The organism is Arcicella sp. BE140 (genome assembly GCF_031456255.1).
Classification (GTDB): domain Bacteria; phylum Bacteroidota; class Bacteroidia; order Cytophagales; family Spirosomataceae; genus Arcicella; species Arcicella aquatica.
Genome location: NZ_JAVDUE010000002.1, coordinates 343,669 through 360,994 on the forward strand (window position 1 = coordinate 343,669; position 17,326 = coordinate 360,994).

Consider the following 17,326-nt stretch of genomic DNA (forward strand, 5'->3'; position numbering starts at 1 on the left):
TTATCAATTTTAGTTGCATCTGTCATAAAAGGTAGATGGCAATGTTATGTAAATAAAAAGAGCAAGCCTTTTAAAGCTTACTCTTCAAATATTTCGTTAAAATCAGAGGGTTGATACCATTACTTTATCTTGTTCCCTTTCATTCTGCGTACTTTTACTTTCATATTTGTAAAAACGCTTCTTGAAAGCATGATACGAACCCTTGGTTTTTTATAAACGACAAGGTACTTACTGCCTTCGTAATCTATACGAGAAAACATCGGGTTACCGTTAACATCAACCAGTTGATAGAAATATTCTCCTTTTTCACCTGCTACAGGCCCAAACCGTAAAGAACTTTCTTCATTACTTTTTTCAAAGGCAATCATTAAATGTCCGTTGTTCTCAAGTTGTACTACACCAGGCGTATTTTTTTCTAGGGTAATCCTATTGATATATCTTCCATTTTTGAAAACCACTTTTCCAGATTTAATATTGGCATCTGAAGAGGGCACTTCTCTTTCTAAATAAAGGGGATTGTCGTTATAAAATTGAATTCTAGTAAGGTCAAGTTCATTCTCTTGAAGTTGGTGCATTAAAGAACCTGTCAAATAAACGTTTTTTTGACAGCTTGTTAAAGATAGTATACTAATGATAAACAGAATCTTTTTCATTGCTTCTGGTGAATTAGTTAAAAGGCGTGTCCATAAAAGTAATCAAAAAGTTAATAAAATTCCAAATTTCCTATCATTATCAATATGAAAATTATGAGGTATCGGAAAAAAACAAACATTCATGATATACGATGATGTGTTTACGTTACTAATTCAAAAAAAAATTAGATGTAAGAGTACTTTTAAGGCGGAAGTTTATTTTTATAAAGATGAATCCATTACTATATATAGTAGTGCTATCGCTATCTTATTAAGGGTTAGGCAATCAAGATGTTTTCAATTAAATAAACTTGAGTACCCAATAAACGTGCTGATTCACCCAAAGAAGAAACCTCTATATTTAAATTACTCTTGAAATCTACTAAGCAATATTTATTAATAGCTTGTTCTATTGGGTTACTGATAAACCGCCCAGCCTTTGCTAGAATACCATTGATGACGATAGCTTCTGGATTAAATAAATGCACAGCGATAGATAATCCCTTACCCATTTCTTTCCCGATATCATGTAGTAAATCAATAGCCAAGGCATCGCCACCATTAGCCACCTCTATCACCAACTCTATATCAATATCGGCAAGATTGGTTTTAGCAAGTCTGGAAACTTTTCCTTCTTTCAAACATTCTTTTACTCTACGAATTAATGATGCTGCCGAGGTGAGCGTATCCAAACACCCAACTTTTCCACACGAACACAACTCGCCATTTTCCTTTACTTGTATATGTCCTAATTCACCAGCAAAACCATTTGAACCTTGAAAAACCTTTCCATTTAATACAATACCCAATCCAACCCCACCCCAATCCATATTTACAGACAACACATTTTGCATTCCTTTAGATAGTCCAAATTGGTTTTCACCAATAATAGTGGCTTGAGTATCATTAATAAGGTAAAAAGGAATAGAAAAATTGTTTTTGAGCCACTCAACTAGCGATTGGTTTTCAGGGTTTATTTTTCTATAAGTATAATTATAGCCATTGTTGGGATTAATCAATCCCGGCATAGAAATACCAATGCCGATGATTTCCTGTAGCTGAATGTCAGACTTTAATAAGATGGTATCAATAGATGTACAGATTTTACCTAAGATAGCAGGGCTATCTTCTAAACAAAAATGAATGTCTTGTTCAAATACTACTTGGTTCTGCAAATTGATAATAGCTGCTTTAGAACCATGAATAGCAATATCCAAGATAATAGTATATCGTTGCTTAGGATTTAAGGTATAAAGAATGGGTTTCCTTCCAAACTGAGCTTCCGCTGGACCGATTTCTATGATCCAACGTTCGGACATCAATTCTTCGAGTAATGCCGTAACAGAGGGAACACTGGTATGAATCTCTTTAGTTAACTGAGCAATTGTTTTATTCCCATTGAAGTATAAGTCTTGTAATATTTTACGTCTTAAACTATTTTTTTTCTTATCTACGATGGACTCTTTATCAAATACTTCTATCTCAGAAGATTCTAGGGAATGAAAAGACATGTTTTAATAAATGGAGTTTATGTGAAAAATAAGGCTATCAATTTTAGGCTTTTGTATTCAATAAATAGTCTTGTTAAAACGAATTATCTAATATAAAAGCAAGAGTTAAATGGGTTTCATTACAAAAGAACGAAAAAATAATTTCCTCTACAACCGAGCTATCCTTTACCTAATTTATTTTTAAAATACTTTTTAATATTTTTTACTAATTACATAATTTATAAATTTGTCTACTAGTGTAAAATAATCTTAAATTGTGTAACATATTTCCGATTAAAAGAAATTTTTACATTTTTTTTTACTTTTTTCAATTATTTTGGTTAGAACTTATAGTATTTTCTTATATTTATTCACTTTTTAGATTATGTATCGAAAATCTATATTTTAAATAAATTTATTATGTATTAAATATATATAAATTTTATTTACAAATAAATGAAATTGTACTAATTTAAATTAAATAAATAGTATTTCTCAACAACAAAAGTGGGGCGGGCTGTGTGACTAAAACTAATCAATTGAGCAACAAATTAATTAATAAATAAAGTTATGTACTCCAAAACCCAATTCCCTCCTTAAAGTCTTTATTACATTTTTTTGACCTAGGTCAAGTTTATTAAAGAAGTCTATTTTTCACTGTAATCTTAAAAAAAATGAAAGCATGCAAAAGTAATTTTACTATGTTAATTACTGCATTACTACTCTTTTCAAGCTCGCAGCTTTTTGCTCAGGCTATAAAAGGTAAAGTTTCTGACAGTAATCAATCTGCCTTGGTGGGTGTTAACGTCCTTATTAAAGGAACTACCAAAGGAACAGTTACCGACGTTTTAGGTAACTACTCGCTTAATGTACCAAAAGGAAGTACATTAATTTTTCGTTCGCTAGGATTCGCTACTAAAGAAGTAGAAGTTGGAGATCGCACTGTTGTTGATGTTGTATTAGAGGCTACTGCTGCAAGTCTTGATGAAGTTGTTGTAACTGCCTTAGGTGTTCAGAAAGATAAAAAAGCACTTGGTTATGCTGTATCAGAATTAAAAGGTAGCGAATTTACACAAGCTCGTGAATTAAACCTTGGTAATGCTCTTTCGGGTAAAATTGCAGGGGTAAATGCTACGAGTACTGCTACTGGTCCTGGTGGCTCTAGCCGTGTAATCATTCGTGGTAATGGTTCATTGAGTGGGAATAACCAACCTTTATATGTAATTAATGGTGTACCTATTGATAACACTAACGTAAACTCTGCTGGTATGTGGGGTGGTTTTGATACAGGTGATGGTTTGAACTCAATCAACCCAGACGATATCGAGTCAGTTACAGTATTAAAAGGTGGTGCATCTGCAGCGCTATACGGTTTCCGCGCTGGTAGTGGTGTAATTTTAATTACAACAAAAAGTGGTAAATCTCAAAAAGGTTTAGGTGTAGATTTTAACTCTACTTATACAGCTGAAACGGCATTGAAGTTGTCTGATTATCAATATCAATATGGTGCTGGTACGCGTGGTGCAAAACCAACAACAGTTGCTGAGGCACTTGATGCTGGTAAAATGTCATGGGGTGCTAAATTAGATGGTTCTCCTGTAATTCAGGCTGATGGTGTTGCTCGTCCTTATGTAGCTCAAAAAGATAATATCAAAAACTTCTATAATGTAGGAAGCACCTTCTCTAATACACTTGCGGTATCAGGTGGTAACGAGAATTTGAATTTCCGTTTCTCAATGTCGAATGCTGATTCAAAAAGTGTTGTTCCTAATGCTACTTTTGGGCGTAAATCATTTAACTTGAGTACAAATGGAAAGTTTTCTAATAAGCTTTTGTTTGGAAGTGTTGTGCAGTACAATGTTGAAAAAGGCGAAAATCGTTCATTCTTGTCTGATACCCCTAAAAACCCTAACGTAGCAGCTCAATTATTGGCTACAAGTATTGATATTCGTACTTTAGCTCCAGGTGTTGATAGCCGTGGTTATGAATCTCTTTGGAATGATAACGTGTATGCACAAAACCCATATTTTGCTACTACTAAGGTAAAAAATACAGATGATCGAAACCGTTTCATGGGTTCTTTCAACTTACGTTATAACTTAAACGATAACTTCTATGCAAAAGCTCGTTTAAGTACAGATTATAACCAATTGAAATTCTGGCAAATAGAGCCTACTGGTCTTGCTTATAGTACAGCGGGTAGCATGAGCCAAAGTGAACGTAAGATTATAGAAACTAATGCTGAGTTAATAGTTGGTTTCCAAAAAGAACTAAACGATTTTTCAGTTAACGCTTTTGTTGGAGGAAACCAAATGTCAAAAACGAATGAAATGTCTAGTATTAGTGGTAGCCAGTTCAACGTACCATTTAATTATTTCCCTAAAAACTTACTTTCAAGTAACTGGGACTATGATTATAATAAAATTGCTGTAAACTCGGTTTATGGTTCGGCTGACTTCTCTTACAAAAACATGTTGTTCTTGACTCTGACAGGTCGTAATGACTGGTTCTCAACATTATCTCTTAAGAATAATAGCATCTTCTATCCAGGGGTAAGTACTGGCTTTGTTTTCTCTGATGCTATGGCTTCTCGTCCAAATTGGTTGACTTATGGTAAAGTACGTGCTTCTTGGGCTACTGTAGGTGGTGGCTATCCAGGTGCTTATGCGTTGAACTTGCCATATACTCTGCAGTCGAACCCATACTTCACATATCCATTAATGAATATTGGTAGCAGCACAATTCCAAACTCAACGTTGAAACCAAACTCTACTACTACTACTGAATTAGGGTTTGAATTGAAAACTTTGAATAACAGATTAGGAATCGATTTGACATTATATAACCGTGTTACTACTAACGATGCTGTTAAAGCTTCTGTTTCTTCAGCGAGTGGTTACCAAGATGTATTGTTGAACGTAGGTCGTGTTGAAAATAAAGGTATCGAAGTCTTGTTATCAGGTAACCCTGTTAGAACTTCAAAGTTCAAATGGGATGTTAGCTACAACTTTGCCTACAACGATAATAAGGTTGCAACGATTGCTCCAGGTTTGAAAACACTTTCGTTGGATGAATCAAGAACTCGAAACGGATATATCTATAACTTTGAAGGTCAGCCATTTGGTATGATTGCTGGTTATAGAGCTAAGAGAGATGCTGCTGGTAATATCGTTTATAACAAAGCAACTGGTTTGCCAATCCAAGGAGAATTTACTCAGTTGGGTAGAGGTGTACCTCCAGTAACAATGGGTTTAACTAATTCGTTTAGCTATAAAAACTTCAACATGAGCTTCTTGATTGATGCTAAGTTCGGAGCTTCGTTATATTCAGCAACTAATGCTTTTGCTACTAGATATGGTTTAACACAAAGAACTGCTGAAAATGGTATCAGAGAAACAGGTGTAACGGTTAAAGGTGTTGATGAAAACGGTGAAGCGTTTACTAAAACGATTTCTGCTCAAGATTACTTCACTGGTATCTCAACTACTATCACAGACGAATTTGTTTATAATGCTAATTACGCAAAGTTGAGACAATTGACATTTGGTTACACATTCCCTAAATCAGTATTGGGTAAAACGCCAATTCAATCATTGAGTATCTCTTTTGTAGCTCGTAACTTGTTGATGATATTCAACAATGTGCCAAATGTTGATCCAGAATCTACATACAACAACAGTAATGCTCAAGGTTTAGAAATGTTTGGTGTGCCAACTACACGTAGTTTCGGCTTGAACTTAATGGCTAAATTCTAGTTTTTTTACTCAAAACTTTTGAAATAATGATTAGATATATAAAACAAAAAAGAGGATTAATGCTAACAGGTATGCTTACAGCAGCCTCATTGTTAGCAACATCATGCGATAGTGGTTTCGAAGAAATGAACAAGAACCCTAACGCCCTTACTGACCCAGTTTTAGAAAACTTGTTTACTTATAACATTGTTAAAACTGCTGGTACTGGATACGAAAACCACCGTGCCAACTTAATTTACTGCGGTGCAATGATTCAACATTTTGCTTCATTGACTACTTACTGGTCTGGGGATAAATATTTATCAAACGTTGAATACTATAGTGCTTATTTTGACACTGGTTACCAAAACCAAGTAAAAGAAATTGAGCAAATTGTATCTTTAACAAAAGATAATACTGCATTAAGTAACAAGTACAACATTGCTAGAATCTGGAGAGCTTATATCTATAGCCGTATGACTGACCTTTACGGTGATATACCTTACTCTGAGGCTGGTAAAGGTTATTTGAATAACGTATATTCTCCAAAATATGATAAACAAGCAGATATTTATGCTGATTTGTTAAAAGAATTGGAAGCGGCTGGTACTGCTTTAGATGCTTCAAAAGCAACTTATGGTGCTGCTGACCCTGTGTATGGTGGTGATGTTGCAAAATGGAAACGTTTTGCTAACTCATTGATGTTGCGTTTAGGTATGCGTTTAACAAAAGTTGATGCAGCTTCTGCTCAGACTTGGGTGAAAAAAGCTATCGCTGCTGGTGTAATGCAAAGCAACGATGATCTTGCTAAGATTAATCACCAAAATACAAACGATAACAACCGTAACTTAGATGGTAATACTTTGAGAACTCAAGAGTATGATGCCGCTAACTTGAAAGGTAAAGCTAACAGCAAATTGAGTAATACGTTTGTTTCTTTCTTGAAAAACAATAATGACCCTCGTTTGCCATACATTGCTACTTTGTGGCAAGGAAATGCTGATGCTACGCAATTGCCAACAAGTTCATTGCCAGCAGTACAAAAAGGCTTACCAAATGGTTATGACAATAAGACTATCAAAGACTTGATTCCAACTTGGGGTGACAATTCTTTGGCTGAATATTCTGAAGCAAACCTAAACTATATCGCTAGTCCAGCAGCTCCAACAGTATTCCAAACGTATGCAGAAGTTGAATACTTATTAGCTGAAGCTGCAGTGCGTGGTTGGGGCGATGGCCAAGCGGCTACTCACTACAACAAAGGTGTTACAGCGGCTATGAAAATGTTTAGTATATATGGTGCAACAATTTCTGACGCTGATATTACTACTTATTTGACGGCTCACCCATATACAGCGACAACTACAGATGCTCAGATGCAACAAATCCATACTCAGTATTGGGCTGTTAACTTCTTGAACTCTTATGAAGCGTATGCAAACTGGAGACGTACTGGATACCCTGTATTAACTCCGACTAACTACATTGGTAACGAAACTGGTGGTGTTATTCCTCGTCGTTTGAAATACCCTCAGTCAGAAGCAAGTAAAAATGCTACTCAGTACAACGCTGCAATTGCTCAGCAAGGAGCTGACTTGTTTACTACTCGTATGTGGTGGGATAAACAATAATAATAATAATGTTTTGAGCTTTAGGTTTACCCTAAAGCCCAAAGTACAACTTATAATATTAAAGCTATGTCAAAATGCCTCTGTTTACGGAGGCATTTTGACTGATAGAGAAGTTCTAAATTTTGTATCTTAATTTTATTAAGTTATATTTTGATTTGTAATACCCCCTAACCAATAATTCATCACAAATTTAGAATCTTATGAAATTGACTTATGCATTGTTCCTACAAATGTTGTTTGGGTTAATTACAAGCACTGTAAATGCCCAATTCAGGTTTGTGCCCTCCACTGAGTCTGGTGTAACTTTCGTGAATCAGTTAACAGAAACTGAAAAAAGAAATGTATTAGCTTATGAATACTTTTACAATGGTGGTGGTGTAGCAGTTGGTGACTTGAATAACGATGGATTGCTCGATTTGTATTTTACAGGTAATATGGTGCAAGACCATATCTACCAAAATGTAGGTAATCTAAAGTTTAAAAATGTTACGCAACAAGCAGGAATAAGTAAAGGGAATGGATGGAAAACAGGGGTGACTTTAGTAGATATTAACCAAGACGGTTGGCTAGATATTTATGTATGTTATTCAGGAGATGGTGATGCAAATTCCCGCCGCAATAAATTGTATATCAATCAAAAAAACTTCATTTTTCAAGAAAAGGCCTCAGAATACGGTCTTGATTTACCTACTAATTCTACGCAAGCTGCATTTTTTGATTATGACAAAGACGGTGATTTAGATTGTTTTTTACTCAACCATAGCATCAAAGATTATAAACGCTTTGATGCCTCGGTGCTAAAATCTCAGCGTGATGAAACCGCTGGCGACCGTTTGCTTAAGAATGAAAAGGGAAAGTTTGTAGATGTCAGTATACAGGCTAATATCAAAGGCAATCCTTTAGGTTTTGGATTAGGCATTGCTATTGCTGATATTAATCTTGATGGGTGGCCTGATATTTATGTTTCAAACGATTATATCGAACAAGATTATCTGTATATCAATAATGGGGATGGTACTTTTACAGATAAATTAGAAGAGTCAGTTGGTCACTTGAGCCAGTTTTCAATGGGCAATGAAGTAGTAGACATTAACAATGATGGTTTACCAGATATTTTCACCCTTGATATGCTTCCTGAAGATAACCGCCGACAAAAACTGTTGTATGGCCCAGAGAATTATGAAAATTATAAAAGCATGATTCGTAATGGTTTTTATCACCAGATTATGCGGAATATGCTCCAACTGAACAATGGTGATGGTACGTTTAGCGAAATCGGCCAGCTAAGTGGTATCTCTAATACAGACTGGAGTTGGTCGCCTTTAGTAGCTGATTTTGATAATGATGGGTTTAAAGATTTGTTTGTGACCAATGGATACCTGCGTGATTATACCAACATGGATTTTATGAAGTTTTATGCAGACAAAGAACTTAAAGCCGCTCAGGGAAGTCCGACTGCCATGATGGATATTTTAAAAGAAATGCCCTCTACAGCTACTCAAAACTATATTTTTAGAAATAACGGAAGATTGCAGTTTGAAAATAAAACGAAAGATTGGCACTGTGATCAGCTTTTATTATCGAACGGAGCAGTTTATGCAGATTTGGATAATGACGGAGACCTAGAAATTATTACCAATAACGTAAACCACGAGGCCGCTATTTATCAAAATGAACATACAACACAACACTATTTAAAGGTACAGCTTGGCGATATGGGTAAAAGTAGTACGTATGGTGCTAAAGTTTGGGTATACAATCAAGGAAAAATGCAATATCGAGAGCATTATCCAACACGTGGATTTCAATCATGTATGCTGATGCCCTTACATTTTGGTGTAGGTGAACATACTTTGATAGATAGTGTCAAGGTAGTTTTTGCTAATCAGACTTCTCAAATATTTAAATCAGTAAAAGCAAATCAAGTTTTAACTGTAAGTCCAGAGAAAAACATTAAAGATATTCTTACAAAAGCTACAACCAGCTTATTTGTTGCCGTCAAAAAAGATACAATTCCTTACGGAAACGTTGAGGATGATTATAATGATTTCAAACGTCAGTTATTATTGCCTAATATGCTATCGTATGTGGGTCCTAAAGTAGCCAAAGGAGATGTCAATGGTGATGGTTTAGAAGATATTTATATTGGAGGCTCAAAAGGGCAATCGGGCGCTATTGTGATTCAACAAGCTGATGGTTCTTGGTTAGGAACTGAGCAAGCAAGTATAGAAGCAGACATCATGTGTACGGATACGGATGCTTTATTTTTTGATGCAGATAAAGACGGCGACCTTGATTTATACGTAGTAAGTGGAGGTTATGCTTATTTGCCAGATGATTTATTACTTCAAGATAGGTTATATATCAACGATGGAAAAGGACATTTTAAAAAGGCAGAGGATAATCTAATTACGGGTGATGTAAATAGTGATGCCTGTGTTACTGCCATAGATTTTGACCATGATGGCGACATTGATTTATTTATTGGTGGGAGGGGAGTACCCGGTTCATATCCACTTGCAATAACGAGCAGACTGCTCCAAAATGATGGAAAGGGCTTTTTTACAGATGTTACCAAAGCACTAGCACCAGCCTTTGAAAAGCTAGGGATGGTTACGACTGCACAAAGCTTAGATATTAATAAAGATGGATGGGATGACTTAATTATTGCTGGCGATTGGCAACCCATAACCGTCTGGATAAACAATAAAGGGACATTTGTTCAACATGCTAATGCTATTGTAGGTAACGAACAGAAAGGTTGGTGGAATACAATGGAATTAGCCGATTTAGATAATGATGGAGATTTGGATGTGATTGCGGGCAATTACGGCTTAAATAATCAGCTAAAACCTTCAGATAAAGAGCCTGTGTCGTTGGTCTATGGTGATTTTGACCAGAATGAAGCCATTGACCCATTTCTTTGTTATTATGTTCAAGGAAAAGCCTATCCTTTAGTCAGTCGTGACGAAGCCTTGAATCAAGTATTTGCCCTGCGTAGAAAATTTACAACCTATGCCGCTTATTCCAATGCTGAGCTAAAAGATATGCTAAATGCCGAGCAACTCAAATTAGCAGATACGCTCACAGCGAATTCCTTTCAATCGATTGTGCTAGAAAACAAGGGAAATGGCACATTTCAGCCCATAGCTTTGCCTATTGAGGCACAATTTGCCCCCGTCTATGCCATTAGTTTGATAGATGCAAACAAAGATGGTTTGAAGGATTTGATACTTGCAGGGAATCAGTTTCATAGTCGTATCAAAATAGGGAAAATGGACGCCAATTATGGAATGCTTTTTGTAAATAAAGGTAATTGCCAATTTGAATATTTACCACAATCTCAAACAGGTTTGCAAGTGAAAGGGGAAGTCAGAGATATTGTAATTACGAAAAATAAAAAAGGACAACAGTTGCATTTTTTTAGAAATAACGATACCATTTCAACTTATCAATTAAGTAATAATAATTAGGATAGCTGATAACCTAACCACAAATAAAATAATAGTAAAATGAAAAAACAGGGTTTTATCCACGCAATAATGTGTTTGGGGATATTATTACAAACGAGCTTATATGCTAAAGAAACGCATTCTTTGACAGATACAAAAGCTTATGTAAAAGCTTTAAAGCAACTTACCGATGTCATGGTGAGCGATGTTACGGGTCCCTGCGCAGCTGCACGTTATTATGCTTATGCCAACTTAGCCCCTTATGAAATTTTGTCGCATAACGTAGCCAATGCCAGATTAGTAAAGCTGAAAGGGAAGTTAAATGCCTATCCTAATTTTGATGATCTAAAATCTACTTCACCCATTGCAGAAGACTTTGCAGCTATTTATTCGTTATTAAGAATGGGCGAAGATTTGTTGCCCTCGGGATATACCTTAGAAAGTGCTCGTAAAGAATTGGTGAAAAATGTTGAACAGTCTCGAAAAATTACGCCACAAACTTTGCAAGTATCTATCGCTTATGCCGATTCTGTTGTAAAACGCTTGGTGAAATATGCCGCTAAAGACGGCTATGTAAAAACGAGTGGTTATTTACGATATACTCCTATCAATAAAGAAGGCTATTGGCAACCAACACCCCCGGCATATACAGAAGCCTACGAGCCACATTGGCGTACGCTCCGTCCTTTTGTGTTAGATAGTGCCGCTCAATTCAAGCCAACACCCGCTATTCCATATAGCAAAGATAAAAATAGTACTTTTTTTGGACTCGTAAAAGAAGTGTACGATGCTACACAACATCTCACGAAAGAACAAATTCATATCGCTAACTTTTGGGATTGTAATCCTTTTTTCTTGAATCAAAAAGGGCATGTTAGTTTTGGTACCAAAAAAATATCTCCGGGTGGACACTGGATGGGTATTACAGGTATAGCTTGTTTACAGAAAAAAGTCAATCTAGCTGAAGCAGTACGTTGGCATGCCATGGTGGGCATTACGATGGCTGATGCCTTTATTTCTTGTTGGGATGAAAAATACAGAAGTAATAGAATTAGACCAGAAACCGCTATCAATCAACAAATAGATCCTAATTGGCGAGGATTACTACAAACACCGCCTTTCCCTGAGTACACCAGTGGGCATAGCGTAATATCTTCGGCAGTGGCAACTCTTCTGACGCATTTAGTCGGAGATAATTTTGCCTATACCGATGTGGTAGAAGTAGAGTTTGGTATTCCGAAACGTTCGTTTAAATCATTCAAACAGGCTGCGTCTGAAGCGGCTATTTCTCGATTCTATGGAGGTATTCATTTTAAGGATTCTATAGAATATGGCGCAAAGCAAGGAGCTAATATTGGTAACTTTGTTATTAAAAAAGTAATTGCTCAATAAATCTTGCTTAAACGTATATTAAAGCAAGTAATAATATTTGAATTAGCTTTGTCAACTTTTTTAAAAGTTGACAAAGCTAATTCAGCTTACCTAACAAAGTAAGTTATTGAATTTTTTCAATCAACTTCTCCTTCAATTAAAAAGATAATCTTTTTTCAAGTTTCATCTTTACAATCATCCCTTTTTTGCACCGTTTAACCTCATCCGTTAGTGCTATATTTCATTTATTCGTTGTTTTAGATTTGCCATACATGATGTAGCGAATTTGAAGCATTCAATAAATAATAATGATTTTTTTCCCCTTATAGACTTATCTCGTAGAGCTATTTACTCAAAAAACGAGATGATTGACGATTTATAGCAACTGGTATAATTTTTTAATAAATAAGCTTACTACGCTTATCAGCTTATCTGCCTAAATATGGTAATATTCACTACAAAATTATAGTATTTTTTTGCGAATGATTAATAAAGATAGAGTCGTCATCCATTTTATAACATCAACACACATATCATGAAAATTACCAACGAAGAAATACTGAAAGGCTTGATTAATATCTTTAAAATTAATCGTCAACGTATAGAGGTATATTGCAAACTATCTGAGACAGTCTATACGCCAGAGTTGCAACAACATTTTAAAACGCAAGTGGATGAATCTACCTCTTTACTCAATGAGTTGAATCCAATCTTATACCAATCGCTTGAAAATCCAGAAAATCCAGTGCTTTATGAAGATTCGGAAATAGACCAATCTGTATTCTATTTTGGGATGGCACGTGCTTCAAATAATATAAGAACGGTAATGATTTCTTGCCAGTTCGGAGACGAGTTTTTGATTAAAACTTATCAAAGAGTCTTAGGCTTTTTGGAAGTAAATCACGTATCAGCATTAAATGACATGTTGTCTGGTCATTTGAAAAGTATTGGACATACAGACTTTAATATGGAGAGTATGTTTTCATGTAATCTGACGATGAAGTATTTTAAGTTGCAGTAGGGTATTTGAATGTGAAACACTATTATAACGATTGAGAATCATTTTCAGCACGTAGTTTTTCTACTTGTAGAATGTTATTTTGAATATCTTTCATAATCCATTTTGCCCACCAGCTTGCATAGAAATTGAAGGTTGTGTTAAGTTTAAAATGACTATATAAATGCAGCCTATTAGTGGTTGCATTTAGTTTTTCAAGCTCATATGTTCCGTTTAAAACATCAAAGTACTCTCCACCAATTACAACGTGTTCATCCATTGTAGTTGAAGGGATTTCATGTGGATATGCTTTGATTGAAAACGTCATTTTCTTTTTGTCGATATATTCTGATACAGTTTCATGAAAAACTAACCCATTTGTAAAAATAGCTTCTCTATATGACCCGATGCCTTCAAAATTTAATTCAGCTTTAATCGGTCTTGGAAAGCCAAGTGCTTTAGTTAGCCAACTTTTATCTTGGCTTTCTTTTATTTCTTTCACACAGGTTACATTTTTCCAAATCTTATCAGCAGGAGCTTTTATATCAATGTAGGTATAAGCTTGGTAAGTGCCAGGGATAAAGCCAATCATTGCTTCAATTGGTGAAGCAAAAATAGGGAGAAGGACTAAAATAGAAACATATACATTGTTATCTTTGTGTTTCATTTTAAAATATCCACCAATCAGACCACCAACAGAGGCTGCTACCAAAAATAATGGCAAAACCATTAACCAACAAGCCCAGCCTTCTACACCAAAGCCTAGCGATACAAACAAAAAAAGAAAAACAGGTATCCATGGAGCGAATACTTTGTATGAAGTTTGTTTTGTATTTTTCTCATTTGAAAAATAAACCACCAATGCTCCAACAATGGTGGGCAAACAGAATAAAAATAAAATAGACATTACTGAAAATAATTCCTTCCAACTACTTACTCCAAAAAAAAGCCTTAATACAATCGCATAGCCAGTTGGTATGAAAATTACTTTTAAAATATTTAATAGTTTCTTCATGAAGGTTTCGCTAAAAGGTTTTTCTTTACTAAGGTTATTATTTTATTTTCTATTTGAGAGAAAAAACTACTTTTACTTTCATGTTTTTTGTAACTGTTTGTGGAATTTCCATAATCGAGCTTTCACCAACAGCAGCGGCAACTACCGCATATGACTCGTTATGATTATAATATCCCAAACTAGGGTCAGAATCATCGGTATCACTAACTTTTACAATTCTCATTATCTGCCTATTTGAAGCTTTTGCCATGGACAATGCTTTTTTCCTAGCAACTCCAATTGCTTTTTCAATAAGTATATCATGAAAATCATTTTCCTTTGAAGAGGTAAAAAAACTAGAGACATCTGTAAAACCAGCAGTAATTAAATTCATCATAAAAGATGAATATTGTTTAACATCATCAATCGTCACGCTAATGCTTTGGTTTGTACCAAATGAGTCCTTTTTTTTGTTCGTTTCGTTATCAAAATGAATCTCTTTTCCAATGCTGATTAAGGAGTAACTAATATTTTTATTAGGAATATTAAGCTGTTTTAAAAAAACAACAAGCTTAGTTTCTGCTTCTTTGTGCATAGAGTAGGCTTTTTGTATACTTAATGAATCATTAAACTCTAACTTGATATTGAAAACTACTTTGTCAGCAGGTATTTCTATTGTGGCTTCTCCTATAACAACTATTCTGTTTTCTGGTGAAATAACTGTTTGTCCAAAAGAAACAAGTGAGATTAAAATGAAGGCGAGATTTAATATGAGTTTTTTCATGGTGTTTGTTTTAGGGATGAGTTCAAAGGAATTATAGCAACGTTTCTTTCTTGAAAATTAATCAATACATTCAAATAAATATTCATCTTTAGATTCTATTTCAAACTTTCTTAAAAAAAGAAAAATACTCTTCCTTAAAGGAGTGTTTTTATGATGCTCTTTCTGATTGTAGATGTACGCAATTACATTATCTAAAGCTGAGTGACTATAAGAAAAAGTACCATATCCTTGTTGCCATTGAAATTTGAAAGGGGATAATTTATTGCTATTGATAAAATCATTTGATGATTTTTTAATTTCTCTGATTAAATCTGATAAACAGCATGATGGTTTTAATGCAATCAAGATGTGAATATGGTCAGGCATTCCATTTATTGCCAATAACTTTTGTTCTTTGTTTTTACAAATCCCCGAAATGTATTTGAAAAGTTCTTCTTCCCAAGAAGAATCAATTAAACTATGTCTACCTTTTACGGCAAAAACAACTTGAATATAAATTTGTGAAAATGTGCCTGCCATTTTATTATAAGATAATGTGTAGAATATTTTTCATTTTCAAATCCCGAAGAGATTAAATGTTTATAGCAAAAAATCAATAGTCCACTGACCAGAAATGGTCAAATATTTATAGAATAAAAACAGATTAACGATACGACTCTATCGGAGTCGCATATAACATTCTCATTTTTTGCTATAAACATTTAATCCCTTTGGGATTTGAAATTATAAAACCGTTAAGATTTAAATGTTTATAGCAAAAAACAATCCTCTAAACCTATTTACGATAATCCAAAGCTGGTTTTCTATCACCCAATAAGGCTTCGTATTTAAAATTAGCGCCTCTTTTTTGTTCCCATTCAGCTTTTGCTTTGTCTATTAAAGTTTGGTCTTTCAAAAGATCGATGGCTGTACAAGCGATGGTTTTAGCCGCCACAATCATTCCTTTTTGCCCAATACCCATACCACTCGCCGCTGTTGATTGCCAGCTATGTGCAGATGAACCCGGAACCCAAGTAGCAGTTTGTAATCCCACCGTCGGGACTGTCCAGCTAACATCGCCTACATCTGTAGAACCTCCGCTTGTAGCACTTTCAGCACCATCACGAAAATCCTTTACTTGTGCCGCATTTTCGATAGGTTGTTTTTGTTCGCCAAGAGTTTCGCTGAGTGATAAGGCAAACTTCTTTTCTTCGTCATTGTAAATTACGCCTCCTACTTTAGCTAAGTTAGCATGCATTACATTGGCCAAGGTAATGTTTGGTAATAAGTTAAATACCCCTCCTAATATTTCCCATTCTACTTTAGTCCCAGTCCCCAAAGCAGCACCTTGTGCCGCATTTTCAATGCGTTTCCAAACGCTTTTTAATATTTCACGGTCTTTATGACGAGCATAATAATATACTTCTGCGTATGCAGGCACTACGTTTGGTGCTTCGCCACCTTTAGTAATCACATAATGAATACGAGTATCCTGAGGAATGTGCTCACGCATCATATTTACCATCATGTCCATGGCTTCTACACCATCTAAGGCAGAACGTCCACGTTCAGGTGAAGCAGCAGCGTGTGAGGCAATTCCTTTGAAACGAAATTTAGCATTTTTGTTCGCTAAAGATGTACCCGCATCGGCTGAGTTTTGTGAGCCTGGATGCCAGTGTAATACTACATCTACATCGTTAAAGAAACCTTCGCGTACCATATACACTTTCCCCGAACCTCCTTCTTCAGCAGGACAGCCATAAATTTTGATAGTGCCTTTTTGACCTGATTTTACTAGATAATTTTTGACCTCAACCGCCGCTGCTACAGAAGCCGTTCCGAATAGGTTATGTCCGCAACCGTGTCCACCTTTTTGGTTAGGAATAGGACTTATTTCTGGAACTGCCTGTTGTGCTAAGCCTGGTAGTGCATCATATTCACCCAAAATACCGATAACGGGTTTGCCTTCTCCAAAAGTGGCTACAAAAGCCGTAGGAATGCCTGCAATGCCAGCTTGTACGGTAAAGCCTTCTTTCTTGAGCTGTTCTTGCAAGAGCAATGAGCTTTTTTCTTCCATATAGCCCAATTCTGCAAAATTCCATATTTGCTTTGAGATACCTGCGTATTCATCAAAGCGTTTGTCGATATTGCTGATTACCGTTTGTTTATCGGTATCAGTAGCAACTGGTGTTGTTTTTTTCTTTTGGGCATTTCCCCAAAATGACATTAGCGTAAGGGCTAGTAATAATGGTTTTTTCATAA

The 17,326-nt window shown here is 35.4% G+C and carries 11 protein-coding genes; 5 read left to right on the top strand and 6 right to left on the bottom strand.

Translation table 11 applies throughout. The annotated features are described in order from the left end of the window. Positions 1 to 119: 119 nt before the first annotated feature. Together J2Y60_RS04770 and J2Y60_RS04775 are read right to left on the bottom strand one after the other, a co-directional pair. Entirely contained in the window at positions 120 to 653 is a 534-nt protein-coding gene (locus J2Y60_RS04770; RefSeq protein ID WP_309914044.1) for a hypothetical protein, read from the bottom strand. A gap of 257 nt (positions 654 to 910) precedes the next feature. Continuing rightward, positions 911 to 2,143: an ROK family protein gene (locus J2Y60_RS04775; protein WP_309914046.1), complete on the bottom strand. Its 1,233-nt coding sequence runs from the start codon at positions 2,141 to 2,143 to the stop codon at positions 911 to 913. Positions 2,144 to 2,796: 653 nt separating this feature from the next. Here J2Y60_RS04775 and J2Y60_RS04780 point away from each other — a divergent pair. The 5 genes from J2Y60_RS04780 to J2Y60_RS04800 all read left to right on the top strand — a co-directional run bounded on the left by J2Y60_RS04780 (position 2,797) and on the right by J2Y60_RS04800 (position 13,331). Then, a complete protein-coding gene (locus J2Y60_RS04780) occupies positions 2,797 to 5,877 on the top strand; it encodes a SusC/RagA family TonB-linked outer membrane protein (RefSeq protein WP_309914049.1) in 3,081 nt (1,026 codons plus the stop codon). Between the two features lie 26 nt (positions 5,878 to 5,903). Continuing rightward, on the top strand, positions 5,904 to 7,487 hold the full coding sequence (locus J2Y60_RS04785; RefSeq protein WP_309914052.1) for a SusD/RagB family nutrient-binding outer membrane lipoprotein: 1,584 nt from the start codon (positions 5,904 to 5,906) through the stop codon (positions 7,485 to 7,487). Between the two features lie 200 nt (positions 7,488 to 7,687). Next, positions 7,688 to 10,960, top strand: coding sequence for a VCBS repeat-containing protein (locus J2Y60_RS04790; RefSeq protein ID WP_309914056.1), 3,273 nt, complete (start codon positions 7,688 to 7,690; stop codon positions 10,958 to 10,960). A 39-nt stretch (positions 10,961 to 10,999) separates the two neighbouring features. Continuing rightward, the gene (locus J2Y60_RS04795; RefSeq protein ID WP_309914058.1) at positions 11,000 to 12,331 is read left to right on the top strand and encodes a vanadium-dependent haloperoxidase; all 1,332 of its coding nucleotides are present in this window, start codon (positions 11,000 to 11,002) and stop codon (positions 12,329 to 12,331) included. Between the two features lie 514 nt (positions 12,332 to 12,845). After that, positions 12,846 to 13,331, top strand: a complete 486-nt coding sequence (locus J2Y60_RS04800) for a hypothetical protein (RefSeq protein WP_309914061.1) — start codon at positions 12,846 to 12,848, stop codon at positions 13,329 to 13,331. Positions 13,332 to 13,353: 22 nt separating this feature from the next. Here the strand turns inward: J2Y60_RS04800 and J2Y60_RS04805 are convergent, their stop codons facing one another. The 4 genes from J2Y60_RS04805 to J2Y60_RS04820 all read right to left on the bottom strand — a co-directional run bounded on the left by J2Y60_RS04805 (position 13,354) and on the right by J2Y60_RS04820 (position 17,324). Then, positions 13,354 to 14,322 (bottom strand): hypothetical protein, encoded by a 969-nt coding sequence (locus J2Y60_RS04805; RefSeq protein ID WP_309914064.1) that lies wholly within the window; start codon positions 14,320 to 14,322, stop codon positions 13,354 to 13,356. A gap of 49 nt (positions 14,323 to 14,371) precedes the next feature. Then, positions 14,372 to 15,085, bottom strand: a complete 714-nt coding sequence (locus tag J2Y60_RS04810; RefSeq protein WP_309914067.1) for an SIMPL domain-containing protein — start codon at positions 15,083 to 15,085, stop codon at positions 14,372 to 14,374. 57 nt (positions 15,086 to 15,142) lie between these two features. Continuing rightward, a complete protein-coding gene (gene tnpA, locus J2Y60_RS04815) occupies positions 15,143 to 15,604 on the bottom strand; it encodes an IS200/IS605 family transposase (protein ID WP_309914069.1) in 462 nt (153 codons plus the stop codon). A 256-nt stretch (positions 15,605 to 15,860) separates the two neighbouring features. Further along, complete coding sequence (locus J2Y60_RS04820; RefSeq protein ID WP_309914072.1) at positions 15,861 to 17,324, bottom strand: amidohydrolase; 1,464 nt, start codon at positions 17,322 to 17,324, stop codon at positions 15,861 to 15,863. Between the last annotated feature and the right edge of the window lie 2 nt (positions 17,325 to 17,326).

What these genes read in the sequence shown, in the direction of transcription:
- J2Y60_RS04770 (WP_309914044.1), bottom strand. Translation starts at nt 653, where the DNA reads ATGAAAAAGATTCTGTTTATCATTAGTATACTATCTTTAACAAGCTGT.
- J2Y60_RS04775 (WP_309914046.1), bottom strand. Translation starts at nt 2,143, where the DNA reads ATGTCTTTTCATTCCCTAGAATCTTCTGAGATAGAAGTATTTGATAAA.
- J2Y60_RS04780 (WP_309914049.1), top strand. Translation starts at nt 2,797, where the DNA reads ATGAAAGCATGCAAAAGTAATTTTACTATGTTAATTACTGCATTACTA.
- J2Y60_RS04785 (WP_309914052.1), top strand. Translation starts at nt 5,904, where the DNA reads ATGATTAGATATATAAAACAAAAAAGAGGATTAATGCTAACAGGTATG.
- J2Y60_RS04790 (WP_309914056.1), top strand. Translation starts at nt 7,688, where the DNA reads ATGAAATTGACTTATGCATTGTTCCTACAAATGTTGTTTGGGTTAATT.
- J2Y60_RS04795 (WP_309914058.1), top strand. Translation starts at nt 11,000, where the DNA reads ATGAAAAAACAGGGTTTTATCCACGCAATAATGTGTTTGGGGATATTA.
- J2Y60_RS04800 (WP_309914061.1), top strand. Translation starts at nt 12,846, where the DNA reads ATGAAAATTACCAACGAAGAAATACTGAAAGGCTTGATTAATATCTTT.
- J2Y60_RS04805 (WP_309914064.1), bottom strand. Translation starts at nt 14,322, where the DNA reads ATGAAGAAACTATTAAATATTTTAAAAGTAATTTTCATACCAACTGGC.
- J2Y60_RS04810 (WP_309914067.1), bottom strand. Translation starts at nt 15,085, where the DNA reads ATGAAAAAACTCATATTAAATCTCGCCTTCATTTTAATCTCACTTGTT.
- tnpA (WP_309914069.1), bottom strand. Translation starts at nt 15,604, where the DNA reads ATGGCAGGCACATTTTCACAAATTTATATTCAAGTTGTTTTTGCCGTA.
- J2Y60_RS04820 (WP_309914072.1), bottom strand. Translation starts at nt 17,324, where the DNA reads ATGAAAAAACCATTATTACTAGCCCTTACGCTAATGTCATTTTGGGGA.